Below are 13,637 nucleotides of genomic sequence, written 5' to 3' on the forward strand. Positions count from 1 at the left end.
TTTTATTGTTTTGGCAGGGCTACACACCCGGCTCCTGGTACAGCCTGCGGCACGCGCTCCCGTCCTCGCGGAACAGGTGACAACGCTCGGGCGGCAGGCCAATCGCCAGGATCGCGCCCTCTTTTACCAGCACGACGTCCTCCTGGCGGTAGACCAGGTTCTGACGGATTGCGGGAATCTCGATGTGGATCTGTGTTTCATGCCCCAGCTGTTCCACCACCTGCACTTCCCCTTCAAGGGTGACGTCGGCGATATCGCTGGAGAGCAGATGTTCCGGGCGAATGCCCAGTGACATATTGCTGCCGACCAGTACGCCGGCGCTGTCAACCGGCAGCCAGACCAGCTGCTGATTCGGCAGACGGACCTGAACCTGATCGAGGGCGGTGGCGGTCACTTTGACCGGCAGGAAATTCATTTTGGGTGAGCCGATAAATCCGGCGACAAAGCGGTTGGCGGGATAGTGATAGAGCTCCAGCGGCTTGCCGACCTGCGCGATGCGCCCGGCATCGAGCACCACAATTTTGTCAGCCAGCGTCATCGCTTCGATCTGATCGTGGGTCACGTAAATCATGGTGCGCTTCAGGCGCTTATGCAGACGAGAGATCTCAATGCGCATCTGAACGCGCAGGGCTGCGTCGAGGTTGGACAGCGGTTCATCCAGCAGGAAGACGCGCGGTTCCGCCACCAGCGTGCGGCCGATGGCGACGCGCTGACGCTGCCCCCCTGAGAGGGCTTTTGGCCGGCGATCGAGCAGGTGCGCCAGCTGCAGAATTTCGGCCACCTGATTGACCCGCTGATGGATTTCGGCCTTTTTTACCCCGGCCAGTTTCAGGCCAAAAGACATGTTTTCCGCTACGGACAGGTGCGGATAGAGCGCATAAGACTGAAACACCATGCCGATGCCGCGCTCGGCAGGCGGCACCTCATTCATGCGCCGGTCGCCAATCAGCAGCTCGCCGCTGGTGATGGTTTCCAGTCCGGCAATCATGCGCAGCAGCGTCGATTTGCCACAGCCCGACGGGCCGACGAAAACAACAAATTCCCCTTCACGAATGGTGAGATCGATCTCTTTCGACACCACCGTTTCGCCCCAGGCTTTTGTGACATTGCGTAGCACAACGCTCGCCATGATCCCTTCCCTCTTAGCTGCACATTCGTGTCTGCTCAGCGGCAGACGGGTTCCGGGGCTCACTATGCGAGAGGAAACCGGCGGTCACATCCTCCACCGCAGCGCAATCCACTGGGGGAGGAGACGGGAGGAGGAGAAACCGTGGCAGACGAGGCAACCAGCGCGCCGCCGCGGTTTTTTGTGATCGTTCACGCAGACCTGCACGATTTTTTGCCGCGCCATCTCCCGCTCCGGACGCTTTTTGCCAGCGCGATCACAGTGATGGGCGGCGGGGCGTAGAGCAGAGGAGGATGAGATGCCGGTGTGGATACGCACAATGATGCCGACAGAGTCTTCACCACTTCCGCTAACAGGATGAATTTATGACGATGAAAACCGGAGCAAGAATTCTGGCCCTCTCGGCCCTCTCTGCCGTGCTCTTTTCGGCCAGCGCGATGGCAAAGATTGAGGAAGGTAAACTGGTCATCTGGATCAACGGTGACAAGGGCTATAACGGTCTTGCTGAAGTGGGTAAGAAATTCGAGCAGGAGACCGGCATCAAAGTCACCGTTGAACATCCTGACAAAATGGAAGAGAAGTATCCCCAGGTGGCGGCGACGGGCGATGGTCCGGACATTATCTTCTGGGCGCACGACCGGTTTGGCGGCTATGCGCAGTCGGGCCTGCTGGCGGAAATCAGCCCGGATGCCAGCTTCCAGCAGAAGATTTTCCCCTTCACCTGGGATGCGGTTCGCTTTGACGGCAAGCTGATTGGCTACCCGATCTCGGTCGAGTCACTCTCGCTGATCTACAACAAAAAGCTGCTGCCCAATCCGCCCAAAACCTGGGAAGAGATGGCCGGTCTCGATAAGCAACTGCGCGCTAAGGGCAAAAGCGCCATTATGTTCAACCTGCAGGAACCCTACTTCACCTGGCCACTGCTGGCCGCTGGCGGAGCCTACGCCTTTAAGCTGACCGACGGGCGCTATGACGTGAAAGATGTCGGCGTGGATAACGCGGGCGCGAAAGCCGGGATGCAGTTCCTGGTCGATCAGGTCAAAGCTAAAACCCTGAATGCGGACACCGATTATTCGATTGCCGAGGCGGCCTTTAACAAAGGGGAAACCGCGATGACGATCAACGGCCCCTGGGCATGGAGCAACATCGACAAGAGCGGGATCGACTATGGCGTGACCACGCTGCCAACGCTGAACGGTAAACCCTCTAAGGCGTTTGTTGGTGTGCTGAGTGCCGGGATCAACGCCGCCAGTCCGAATAAAGAGCTTGCGAAGGAGTTCCTGGAGAACTACCTGCTGACCGACGCCGGTCTGGATGCGGTCAATAAAGATAAGCCGCTGGGCGCGGTGGCGCTGAAATCATTCCAGCAGACGCTGGAGAAAGATTCCCGTATCGCCGCCACCATGACCAACGCCCGTCAGGGTGACATCATGCCGAATATCCCGCAGATGGCCGCATTCTGGTACGCGATGCGCACCGCCACGCTGAATGCCCTGGGAGGTCGTCAGAGCGTTGACGCCGCACTGAAAGATGCCCAGGCCCGTCTGAAGAAATAATTTTTCCCTGCCGCCGGGGCAACCCGGCCTGAGTGACCGTTAAGGAAAACCGCATCATGTCAGGAAAACCGAAAACGCACAGTCTGCTGTTAAAGGGCGTTCTCATCGGAATGGGCTGTCTGCTGGTCGGCTATCTGCTGGTGCTGATGTACGCGCAGGGCGAATATCTGTTTGCGCTGCTGACGCTGATCCTCAGTGCCACCGGGCTGTGGATTTACGCCAACCGTCGCGCCTATGCGTGGCGTTATGTCTATCCCGGCGTGGCCGGGATGGCGCTGTTTGTCCTGTTCCCCCTCGCCTGCACCGTGGCCATTGCGTTCACCAACTACAGCAGCACCAATCAGCTGACCTTTGAGCGCGCGCAACAGGTACTGCTGAGCCGCACCTTCCAGTCGGGGGACGCCGTCAGTTTCTCACTCTTCCCGGCAGGCGACCGCTGGCAACTGGTGCTGAACGATGGCAAAGCAGACTTTGTCTCGCCGCCGTTTCAGTTTGGCGCTGAACAGACGCTGAAAATGGCCCCCGCGACGCCACCAGCGGGTGAGCGGGCGACCCTGAGGGTCATCACATCCAATCGCCAGGCGCTGAGCCAGATCCGTGCTGAACTGCCGGATGGCCGTCAGCTGCGGATGAGTTCGCTGCGCCAGTTCTCCGGAACTCAGCCGCTCTACCGGGTGGGCGCGCCGGATGAGCTGATCAATCAGCAGAGTGGCGGGCACTATCGCGCCAATCCGCAGACCGGTTTTTATCAGGCCGTCAACGCCGCGAACAAATGGGACAACGAAACGCTGAGCCCCGGCTTCACCGTGAATACCGGCTGGAAAAACTTCGCGCGGGTCTTTACCGACGAAGGGATTCAGAAACCGTTCCTGGCGATTTTTGGCTGGACGCTTTTCTTCTCGCTAATCACCGTGGTGCTCACCGTCGCCGTCGGCATGGTGCTCGCCTGTCTGGTGCAGTGGGAGGCGCTGCGCGGCAAAGCCGTTTACCGGGTGATGCTGATCCTGCCCTATGCCGTGCCCGCGTTTATCTCGATTCTGATTTTCAAAGGGCTGTTTAACCAGAGCTTCGGTGAGATCAACGTGATGCTCAGCGCGCTGTTTGGTGTGAAACCCGCCTGGTTCAGCGATCCGACGCTGGCGCGTACCATGCTGATCATTGTGAATACCTGGCTGGGCTACCCCTACATGATGATCCTCTGCATGGGGCTGCTGAAGGCGATTCCGGACGATCTCTATGAAGCCTCGGCGATGGATGGCGCAGGCCCATTGCAGAACTTTTTCCTGATTACCCTGCCGCTGCTGCTGAAACCGCTGATGCCGCTGATGATTGCCAGCTTTGCCTTCAACTTTAATAACTTTGTGCTGGTGCAGTTACTGACCAACGGCGGGCCCGATCGTCTCGGTACCACCACGCCAGCCGGGTATACGGATCTGCTGGTGAACTACACCTGGCGTATCGCCTTTGAAGGCGGCGGCGGGCAGGACTTTGGTCTGGCGGCGGCGATTGCCACCCTGATCTTCCTGCTGGTGGGTGCGCTGGCGGTGATCAACCTGAAAGCCTCGCGGATGAAATTCGACTAAGCGTCTGGCCCGACAGGCGCAGACCCGAACCGTGAGGATGATAAGCACGATCCGGGTTCAGACTGACAAATCAAATCGCCTGAGGGACCAGGTTTAAGGAGCTGTTATGGCTATGGTACAACCCAAATCGCAACGGCTGCGTCTGCTGACCACGCATCTGCTGCTGCTGTTATTTATCGCGGCGATTCTGTTTCCGCTGCTGATGGTGGTGGCGATTTCGCTGCGCGCCGGTAATTTCGCCACCGGCAGCCTCATCCCGGAGCAGATCTCATGGGAGCACTGGCGTCTGGCGCTGGGTTTCAGTGTGGAACATGCGGATGGACGGGTCACACCGCCGCCCTTCCCGGTGCTGCTCTGGTTATGGAACTCGGTTAAGATCGCGGCCATCAGTGCGCTGGGCATCGTGGCGCTCTCCACCACCTGCGCTTATGCGTTTGCCCGCATGCGCTTTACCGGCCGTGCCAGCCTGCTGAAGGGGATGCTGATTTTCCAGATGTTCCCGGCGGTGCTGTCGCTGGTGGCGCTCTATGCGCTGTTTGATCGTCTCGGCCAGTATCTCCCGTTCATCGGGCTGAATACCCATGGCGGCGTGATCTTCGCCTATCTTGGCGGCATTGCGCTGCATGTCTGGACGATAAAAGGCTATTTCGAAACCATCGACGGTTCGCTGGAAGAGGCGGCGGCGCTGGATGGTGCCACCCCGTGGCAGGCGTTCCGGCTGGTGCTGCTGCCGCTGTCGGTGCCGATTCTGGCGGTGGTGTTTATTCTTGCCTTTATCGCGGCGGTGACAGAGGTGCCGGTCGCCTCGCTGCTGCTGCGCGATGTTAACAGCTACACCCTTGCGGTCGGGATGCAGCAGTATCTCAATCCGCAGAACTATCTGTGGGGCGACTTTGCCGCCGCCGCGGTGCTCTCTGCGATTCCGATTACCCTGGTCTTCCTGCTGGCCCAGCGCTGGCTGGTCAGCGGCTTAACCGCGGGCGGGGTGAAAGGCTAAACGATCATCATTGTACGTTGCCACTGCTTACACAACATCTGTTGTGGTTGAAGGATTCGGCGGCCTGCGGGCCGCCTTTTTTTACGTTTCCTCTGCCGGTGTACGGCTGCCTGCCACCAGCGTCACGACAAGCGCGGTTATCGCCTGCTCGCCTGCCTGTTTATCGATATCGCCCCGTGCCACCGCGCCTGCGATAGCATCCGCGCCCCCCAGCAAGCCCCACATGCCTGCTTCGTCCATCCCGCTGCTGCCCGTAAACGGAGCAAACCAGCGCTGACAGCGGGCGATAAAGTCGAGCTGATAGTGACGTTTTACCGCAGCGAGTTCAGGCGTGGTGCTGAGCGCGGAAAGCAGTTCAGGAATTTCACGTCCTTCCGTCATCACACAATCCACGTAACAGGCTGCGAGCACGGCCGCTTTTTGCTGCATCTGCATCGGCGCAGCCTCCATGGCTGCTTCCATCCGATCGGTCTGGCGGCGGTCGAAATCGTCATACAATGCCGCCAGCAGACCATGACGGGTCGTGAAGTGATCGTAAACGACGGGCTTACTGACGCCCGCTGCCTCACCCACCCGGGCCAGCGTCAGCGCCTCGCTGCCTTCGGCCTGCATGATCTGCCAGGCGACTTCTGACAGCTGTCGGCGACGCGCCTCGCGTGACAGACGTTTAGGGGAAGACTTTTTCGCGGTCATGCGCTTTCCTCACGGGCAAAAATCCGTTGCCCCCATTGCTGCGCCCGCTGATAGTGTGACTCAGGAAACCCCTCGTCGCTGGTCAGTAGCAGCTCGCTGGTAACCACCGGCGCGCCACAATAATCAAAGATGCCGTGATCGATCAGATTCCGCATGCTGCCGAAATAGCCGCGGCGCATAAAAGTTCGCGTATCGGCTGCACCCAGCGCGATCAGATGCACGGGAAGATGCCCGAGGCGCTTCACTATCCGATCATCCTGCTCGTCAAAGGCCCAGCCTGCAATAAAGACCCGGTCGATCCAGCCCTTGAGCTGTGCCGGAAATGACCACCAGTAAATCGGGTAGACCAGCACCAGTGCATCAGCGCGATCCAGCCGCTGCTGCTCGGCCAGCACATCCGGCGGAGTTGCAGCCTCACCGTTAAAACGTTGATGATCGCTGAGCGTAAAACGCGGGTCGAACCCCTCAGCGGCGAGATCGGCCTGTTCAACCGTATGGTGGCCTGAGGCCATAACGCCCTGCGCAAGCTGGTCCGCAATGCGATGGGTGTGAGCATCATGATTGGGATGGGCAGTTACTATGAGTGCATGCATCGTCGTCACCTTACCTGATTAGCTATTAAGTTACTAAAGGTAGGTTACGGTTAGTAGGTTAGCAAGCGGTAACGTATGCAGAGATTCTGCTGACCGCATTCAGGGTTAAACCCGGTCATCGCCCTGCGGCCAGCCGTTAACGACGATAAGCCAGCGAGCGCACCAGCCAGTCGCCCAGTTTCTGAATCAGCATCACCAGCGCCAGCAGCACGACAATGGTCGCTGCCATAATCTGATTATCGAAGCGCTGATAGCCGTAGCGAATCGCCAGATCCCCCAGTCCGCCGCCGCCGACCACGCCGGCCATCGCCGAGAAGCCAATCAGCATCACTATCGTCAGGGTAATCCCTGCCACCAGCGCAGGCAACGCCTCCGGCAGCAGCACGCGGCTGACGATATGCCACAGATTGCCCCCCATCGACACCACCGCCTCAATGCGGCCGCGATCGACTTCATCCAGCGCGTTCTCCACGATGCGCGCAAAGAAGGGAAACGCCCCCAGGGTAATCGGTACAATCGCAGCCGTACTGCCCAGCGTGGTACCAACCAGCAGGCGGGTAAAGGGGATAAGCGCGATCAGGAGCACGACAAACGGCAGCGCGCGTCCGGTATTCACCAGCGTATTCAGCAGGAGAGAGATGGCGCGATTGGGCAGAATACCCTGTGGACGGGTCAGAAACAGCAGGACACCCACCGGCAATCCGATAGCGACGGTAAAAAGCGCTGCCAGCAGCACCATATAGAGCGTTTCGCCCGTGGCATTCAGCAGCAGTTCCTGAAAACGATCGCGGGTCATGCTACGCATCGGGTAAGAGCCTCCCGCTGATATTTTTCGATAAACGCCCTGTCCGCCTCGCCATCCTTCAGCAGCATCGTGCGGAGACGGCCCTCTTCGCGTCCCATGATCTGGCTGAGAGTGCCGCTTTCCACCAGCTGCCCCTTCTCCAGCAGCGCGGCACCGTCACAGATACGCTTCACGACCGCCATCTCATGCGTGATCAGGACGATGGTGATATTCAGCTGCTGCTGAATATCTGCCAGCAGATCAAGAATGGAGAGGGTGGTTTCCGGGTCCAGTGCACTGGTCGCCTCATCGCACAGCAGATAGCGGGGACGGGCCGCCAGCGCGCGGGCGATCCCGACACGCTGTTTCTGTCCCCCGGAGAGCTGTGAGGGCCAGGCCGTTGCAAAGGCTGTCAGTCCCACCAGATCCAGCAGCGAAGTCACGCGGGCGTGGCGTTCGGCCCTGGGTATCCCGGCAATCTCCAGCGCCAGGTCAATATTGTCCCGCACGTTGCGGGAATGAAGCAGATTAAAGTGCTGAAAGATCATCCCCATCTGCTGCCGTTGCTGCCGGAGCTGCGCCAGACTCAGCCGGGAGATATCTTCACCATCGATCTCAATCAGACCGCTGGAGGGACTCTCCAGCCGGTTCAGGCAGCGCAGCAGCGTGCTTTTACCCGCCCCGCTTCGCCCCAGTATGCCGAAGATCGACCCTTCACTGATGGTGAGAGAGATATCGTCTAACGCTGGCGCGGGTGCGCCAGCATAGTGTTTGCTGAGGTGACGGATATTAATCATGCTGATTATCCGCGACCGGAATCACGGAGCCCTGGTAGTTTTTCCGGATAAACGCGGCCACCTGCGGCGAACGCAGATCCTTTGCCAGCTGCACGACGCGGGGATCTTTTTCCAGTGCCGGGGTGGTGACCAGCAGGTTGGCATACGGGTTATGCGCAGCGGACTCCAGACCCAGCGCATCTTTGGCCGGATTCAGCCCCGCCTCCAGCGCATAGTTGCCGTTGATGATCGCGGCATCAACATCATCCAGCGAGCGTGGCAACTGAGGCGATTCAATCTCGATGATTTTGATTTTCTTCGGGTTTTCGCTGATGTCCTTCGGCGTCACCAGCGTGGATCCCGCTTCACCCTGCGCCCGGAGTTTAATGACCCCTTTATCCTGCAGCAGCCACAGCGCACGGCTCAGATTGGTGGTGTTGTTGGGTACCGCAATGCTGGCACCCTCTGGCAACGCCGCCAGCGACTTCACTTTGCGCGAGTAGATCCCCAGTGGCTCAATGTGCACACTGGCGACGACGGCAAAGGTCTTACCCAGCGCCTTTTCCTGATCTTTCAGGTAGGGCAGATGCTGGAAGTAGTTCGCATCCACATCCCCGGAGGCGAGCAGTTCATTGGCGTTTACCCCACCGCTCAGCTCCACGATCCTGATGTCGAGTTTGGGATCCAGCGTTTTAACGTACTCCAGAATTTCGGCATGTGGCACCGGATCCGCAGCCACACGCAGCGGCGCAGCCTGCAGACTTTGAGCAATCAGCAGTGAAAGACCGGCCAGAGCCAGAACGCGCTTTTTAATCATCATCATTTATCTCTTATGGTTTTAGTGGGAGGTGTGTTCAGGATAAAAACGCTCTGCAACTTCCGGATGCGAACGCAGCCGGCCTTTGAGGTAATTCCAGCCGACTTCACGCAGCAGCGGGTTGAGCGGATCGCTGGCCGGTCCCTGAGCCAACCCGGCCAGCTGTGGGGGCAGCGGGTAGATCGGCACAACGGCATCGAGCTGCGCACCGAGGAAAAAGGCGATGGAGAGGCGCTCGCGGCTTTGCAGGGGCGATACCACCCGATGAACGGTTGCGCGCAGATAGCCATTGGTCGCCAGCTCCAGCAGCTCGCCAATGTTCACCACAAACGCGCCCGGTTTCGGTAAGGCGTCAATCCAGTTGTCCGGCGTCACTTCCACCTGAAGACCCGGCTGATCGTCCTGCAGCAGCATCGTCAGGAAGCCGGAATCTTTGTGCGCGCCGACGCCCTGGCGGGATTCGCCCTCGCTACGGCCGGGGTAGCGGATAAGCTTGATATGTTCGTTGGGATAGTCGCCATAGAGATTGTCAAAGGCGTTGCGCGGCAGATGGAGCGCTTCGGCAAAAGCGCGCAGCAGCTCCAGCGCAACGGCGGTCATCTGCTGCTGCCAGCGGGTGACGACGGTCTGCAGTTCCGGCAGGGCTTCAGGCCACTGATTGGGGCCCTGCATCCGTTGCCAGGTGGGCGAGTCGGCGGTCACGGGCAGCGCTTCGCGTTCAGCACCAATATCAAACTGCTCGCGAAAATCGGGCTGGCTGCGGGTTATCTCCACGCCAGCCAGGTTATAACCGCGAAAATGAGGCGAATTGGCCATCCTGACGGCGCTTTTGTCCGCCTGTGGCAGGGCAAAAAACTGGCGTGCGACCTGCTGAACCTCATCGGATAACGCGCGGTCAATCCCGTGGTTGATCAGATAGAAGAAACCCACCTCACGCGCCGCCTGGCTGAGTTTCTCACGTGACTGTTGCTGCTGCTGTTGATCTCCCGATAACAGTGCGAAATCAATAATCGGTAATTCTGCTGATGTTAACGCGCCCATGTTTAACACTCTGTTGGTCTGGAATAGCAGTACACTGCCACTGCATTTATGCGTTAACTACCAACTAATCCTGCTATGGATATGCGGCGAACGGAAATATCGCGCTGCACCGCAGTTAAAAGATCCGCAGATTACGCTGGTTGCCGGATGAGACATTCTGGCGCGCGTCAGGCCTGGCGACGCCTGCTGGCCGGAATCATCCTGCGCCGGATGTTACGAAATGTTTATGGCCGTAAGCAGAGATGAATAAGATTACTATGCTGACTTTGTCAGTAAAAGTAGTTATTTCCGCTGAAAACTTGCAATACCTTACAATTGTGGTCTAAGGTTTGCCCCTGCGGTTAATTGCCGCTTCACTTAAAACTTATTCGGCTTCTTATAGCTTTCATTTCCACGGTTTCTTCTGACCCTTATTTTCGGCTGCGAAAGCTATAAGACTCCTTCATTCAGCAGTTGAGGAGTTTATGGACACCAGAAACAGATCGTCTGACCACGCAAAGAAACATTTCTGGAACAGGAAGCAAAAAGAGCTGACTGTTGATGACATTACCGTGATCGATAACGACATGCTGAAGCGTGCCGTTGGCGCAGCCGCGTTAGGTAATGCGATGGAATGGTTCGACTTCGGCGTTTACAGCTACCTCGCCGTTATCATCGGCAAGGTCTTCTTCCCGGACGCCAACAACGCCGTGCAGCTTATCGCCACCTTCGGTACGTTCGCAGCGGCCTTCCTGGTCCGTCCGATTGGCGGCCTGGTGTTTGGCCCACTGGGTGACCGTATCGGCCGACAGAAAGTGCTGGCGATGACGATGATCATGATGTCGATTGGCACATTCTGTATCGGCCTGATTCCGGCCTATTCCTCTATTGGCATCATGGCACCGATCCTGCTGCTGGTGGCGCGTCTGATCCAGGGCTTTTCGACCGGCGGGGAATATGGCGGCGCAGCGACCTTTATTGCGGAGTACTCTACCGATAAACGCCGAGGCTTCATGGGCAGCTTCCTGGAGTTCGGCACCATTGGTGGTTACCTGCTGGGTGCCAGCCTGGTGACGGTGATGACCACCCTGATGTCAAACGAGGCGATGATGTCCTGGGGCTGGCGCGTGCCCTTCTTTATCGCCGCGCCGCTGGGTCTGTTTGGTCTCTATGTGCGACTGAAGCTGGAAGAGACTCCGGCCTTCCAGCAGCACATGGAAAAACAGGAGGCGCTGGAGCAGAGCAAACCGCGCCTGACCCTGATGCAGATGCTGAGCAAATACCGTGCGCCGATGCTGAAATGTATCGGTCTGGTGCTGCTGTTTAACGTCTCTAACTACATGCTGACCTCCTATATGCCAAGTTATCTGACCGGCGTACTGGGTCTGCCTGAACTGAGTGGCCTGCTGCTGGTGATGGTGGCAATGTTTGTGATGATGCCGCTGACGCTGCTGTGGGGCCGCTGGACGGACCGCATCGGGCGTCGGCCGGTGATTGGCTTTGGTGCGGTGGGTCTGATCCTGCTCGCGATTCCGAGCTTTATGCTGATCGGTTCCGGTAACATGTGGGCAGTATTCGGCGGCCTGCTGATTCTGGGCGTGCTGCACACCTGCTTCAGCGGCACCATGCCTTCAACGCTGCCTGCGCTGTTTACGACCGATATCCGTTACAGTGCGCTGGCCATTGGCTTTAACCTGTCGGTCTCCCTGTTTGGCGGAACCACCCCGCTGATTACGGCGTGGCTGGTCGATACCAGTAAAAACACCATGATGCCGGCCTACTACATGATGGGTGCGGGCATCATCGGTCTGCTGACTATTCTGACCGTCCGTGAAACCGCCCGGCAGCCGCTGACCGGTTCATCGCCAGCGGTGGCGACCAAAGCGGAAGCGCATCGCCTGATTGATAAGCTGCGCAAGCGCTCAAAACCTTCAGCGCCCGCCGCGCATTAAGCCTGAAAACACCCTGCTCTGCAGGGTGTTTTTTTATCTGTCGCCTCTTCCTCTTTTTCCGGCATCACCTTAGCGCCCGGAGTCGTCATCCCTTTGACTTCACGCCCTGCCGGAAACGCGCCACTTTCGCCCGATTACCGCACAGCGCCATGCTGCACCAGCGACGGCGATGCGCTTTGGTACGATCGTAAAACCACAGGTTACAGGCGGGATGTTCACAAGCGCGTACCCGGCTGAAATCCGCCTGGGCCAGCAGGCTGGCAGCCTGTTCTGCAACCCGCCCCAGTCGCTGCATTGCGCTCTGAGCAGGATAAATCCGGCGGATCTGCAACGTCCCCTGCTCTGTGACGAGCTGCATATGGCTGATCGCCTCGCCCAGCCAGGCATTCAGCACCCGCACATCTATCGCTTCACCCGCCTTCTGTTGCTGCACCATGTCGCGAATGTTGTCCCGCAGCTGACGGGCAGCCTGCAACAGCGTGCCAGCTTCAGAGTGCGCTGCCGGGCCGTCTGTAGCCAGTCCGGCCTGCTGAAGCCATGCGTCAACATCCTCATCGGTTTGCCAGAAATCGTGCGGCTGACCGTCCACGATGGCGACGGTATTAATGAAGTCCAGCGCCGGATGATCGGCCAGAAACCACGGCCCCTGCGCGGTGGATGATTGTGTTTCTGCCATGTTAATGCCTCTCCTGGGAGTCTCGCCTGACACCAGTGTCACCGATAAAAAACGCATTATACAGTTACAAACAGACCGTGTAACCACTTAAATCATCATTGACAGGTTACCAAAAGGCAGCATAATCAGCATCAGTAACCCCTAATAAACGAATTTACCAGTTACAGGAGTGTCAGCTATGACCGACCACGCTATTCAACATCGCTATCTGCAGGCCGATGGGGTCAATATCTTCTATCGGGAAGCGGGCGATCCTTCCCACCCGGTACTGTTACTGCTGCATGGCTTTCCCACCTCGTCACATCAGTTTCGTCACCTTATTCCTCTGCTGGCTGACAGGTTTCACCTTATCGCGCCCGATCTGCCCGGCTTTGGCTTTACTGACGTTCCCGCTGAGCGTCACTACAGCTGGACTTTCGACGCACTCGGTCAGACGCTGACCGCTTTCGTGGATGCGCTGGGTCTGAAACGTTATGCCCTGTATGTTTTCGACTATGGTGCCCCTGCCGGTCTGCGTCTGGCCCTCGCCCGGCCTGAGCGTGTCAGCGGACTGATATCGCAAAACGGCAATGCCTATCTGGAGGGACTGGGAGAAGCCTGGGCGCCGGTGCGTGCTTACTGGGACGACCCCAGCGAAGCTAAGGGTCAGGTGGTGCGCGACACCGTCCTGACGCCGGAAGCGATCAAGTGGCAATACACGCATGGCGTCAGCGATCCGCAGTTAATTGCGCCGGAGACGTATACGCTGGACACCCTGCTGATGGAGCGACCCGGTAATAAAGCGATTCAGCAGGCGCTGTTTCTCGATTACGCCAGTAATTTGCAGCGCTACCCGGAATTTCAGGCCTTTTTCCGTCAAAAGCAGCTGCCGACGCTGGTGATCTGGGGGAAACACGATCCCTTCTTTATCCCGCCGGGGGCAGCAGCCTGGCAGCGTGACAATCCGCAGGCGGTGGTTGAGATGCTGGATAGCGGGCATTTCGCGCTGGAGACCCATACTCAGCACATTGCAACGCGTATCCGGGAGATGTTCAGCGGCGACTGACAAAAGGGGCACAGAAGCT

Annotated in this window: 13 protein-coding genes; 5 read left to right on the forward strand and 8 right to left on the reverse strand. The window is 58.4% G+C overall.

Annotated features, from left to right (window positions below; all coding sequences use genetic code 11):
* Positions 1–19: 19 nt before the first annotated feature.
* Positions 20–1,129 carry a maltose/maltodextrin ABC transporter ATP-binding protein MalK gene (gene malK, locus OJ965_RS01775; RefSeq protein WP_009093048.1) on the reverse strand — a complete coding sequence of 370 codons (1,110 nt, stop codon included), beginning with the start codon at positions 1,127–1,129 and terminating at the stop codon, positions 20–22.
* Positions 1,130–1,491: 362 nt separating this feature from the next.
* Here malK and malE point away from each other — a divergent pair, with 362 nt between their 5' ends.
* From malE to malG, 3 genes are all read left to right on the forward strand, one after another.
* The gene (gene malE / locus OJ965_RS01780; protein WP_009093050.1) at positions 1,492–2,682 is read left to right on the forward strand and encodes a maltose/maltodextrin ABC transporter substrate-binding protein MalE; all 1,191 of its coding nucleotides are present in this window, start codon (positions 1,492–1,494) and stop codon (positions 2,680–2,682) included.
* A gap of 56 nt (positions 2,683–2,738) precedes the next feature.
* The gene (gene malF / locus OJ965_RS01785) at positions 2,739–4,265 is read left to right on the forward strand and encodes a maltose ABC transporter permease MalF (protein ID WP_265135372.1); all 1,527 of its coding nucleotides are present in this window, start codon (positions 2,739–2,741) and stop codon (positions 4,263–4,265) included.
* Between the two features lie 106 nt (positions 4,266–4,371).
* Complete coding sequence (gene malG, locus OJ965_RS01790) at positions 4,372–5,262, forward strand: maltose ABC transporter permease MalG (RefSeq protein ID WP_009093054.1); 891 nt, start codon at positions 4,372–4,374, stop codon at positions 5,260–5,262.
* An 81-nt stretch (positions 5,263–5,343) separates the two neighbouring features.
* Here malG and OJ965_RS01795 read toward each other — a convergent pair whose 3' ends face one another.
* From OJ965_RS01795 to OJ965_RS01820, 6 genes are all read right to left on the reverse strand, one after another.
* On the reverse strand, positions 5,344–5,955 hold the full coding sequence (locus OJ965_RS01795; RefSeq protein WP_265135373.1) for a TetR/AcrR family transcriptional regulator: 612 nt from the start codon (positions 5,953–5,955) through the stop codon (positions 5,344–5,346).
* Positions 5,952–6,548, reverse strand: coding sequence for an NAD(P)H-dependent oxidoreductase (locus tag OJ965_RS01800; protein ID WP_111207156.1), 597 nt, complete (start codon positions 6,546–6,548; stop codon positions 5,952–5,954). Before OJ965_RS01800 ends, OJ965_RS01795 begins: the two co-directional genes overlap by 4 nt.
* A 136-nt stretch (positions 6,549–6,684) precedes the next feature.
* Positions 6,685–7,353 carry a methionine ABC transporter permease gene (locus OJ965_RS01805; RefSeq protein WP_033736777.1) on the reverse strand — a complete coding sequence of 223 codons (669 nt, stop codon included), beginning with the start codon at positions 7,351–7,353 and terminating at the stop codon, positions 6,685–6,687.
* Positions 7,341–8,129 carry a methionine ABC transporter ATP-binding protein gene (locus tag OJ965_RS01810; protein WP_140923509.1) on the reverse strand — a complete coding sequence of 263 codons (789 nt, stop codon included), beginning with the start codon at positions 8,127–8,129 and terminating at the stop codon, positions 7,341–7,343. The genes OJ965_RS01805 and OJ965_RS01810 overlap by 13 nt, the downstream gene beginning before the upstream one ends.
* Positions 8,122–8,925: a MetQ/NlpA family ABC transporter substrate-binding protein gene (locus tag OJ965_RS01815; RefSeq protein ID WP_033736835.1), complete on the reverse strand. Its 804-nt coding sequence runs from the start codon at positions 8,923–8,925 to the stop codon at positions 8,122–8,124. Before OJ965_RS01815 ends, OJ965_RS01810 begins: the two co-directional genes overlap by 8 nt.
* Positions 8,926–8,946: 21 nt before the next feature.
* A complete protein-coding gene (locus OJ965_RS01820; protein ID WP_265135374.1) occupies positions 8,947–9,966 on the reverse strand; it encodes an isopenicillin N synthase family dioxygenase in 1,020 nt (339 codons plus the stop codon).
* 464 nt (positions 9,967–10,430) lie between these two features.
* Between OJ965_RS01820 and proP the strand changes: the two genes are divergently transcribed.
* Positions 10,431–11,897 carry a glycine betaine/L-proline transporter ProP gene (gene proP, locus OJ965_RS01825; RefSeq protein ID WP_009093065.1) on the forward strand — a complete coding sequence of 489 codons (1,467 nt, stop codon included), beginning with the start codon at positions 10,431–10,433 and terminating at the stop codon, positions 11,895–11,897.
* 85 nt (positions 11,898–11,982) lie between these two features.
* Here the strand turns inward: proP and OJ965_RS01830 are convergent, their stop codons facing one another.
* Positions 11,983–12,573: a CGNR zinc finger domain-containing protein gene (locus tag OJ965_RS01830; RefSeq protein WP_265135375.1), complete on the reverse strand. Its 591-nt coding sequence runs from the start codon at positions 12,571–12,573 to the stop codon at positions 11,983–11,985.
* Between the two features lie 178 nt (positions 12,574–12,751).
* On the opposite strand from OJ965_RS01830, the gene OJ965_RS01835 reads away from it, so the two are divergent.
* On the forward strand, positions 12,752–13,618 hold the full coding sequence (locus OJ965_RS01835; RefSeq protein WP_009093067.1) for an alpha/beta fold hydrolase: 867 nt from the start codon (positions 12,752–12,754) through the stop codon (positions 13,616–13,618).
* Positions 13,619–13,637 lie beyond the last annotated feature (19 nt).

Source organism: Pantoea anthophila, from assembly GCF_026104315.1.
Taxonomy (GTDB): Bacteria; Pseudomonadota; Gammaproteobacteria; order Enterobacterales; family Enterobacteriaceae; genus Pantoea; species Pantoea anthophila.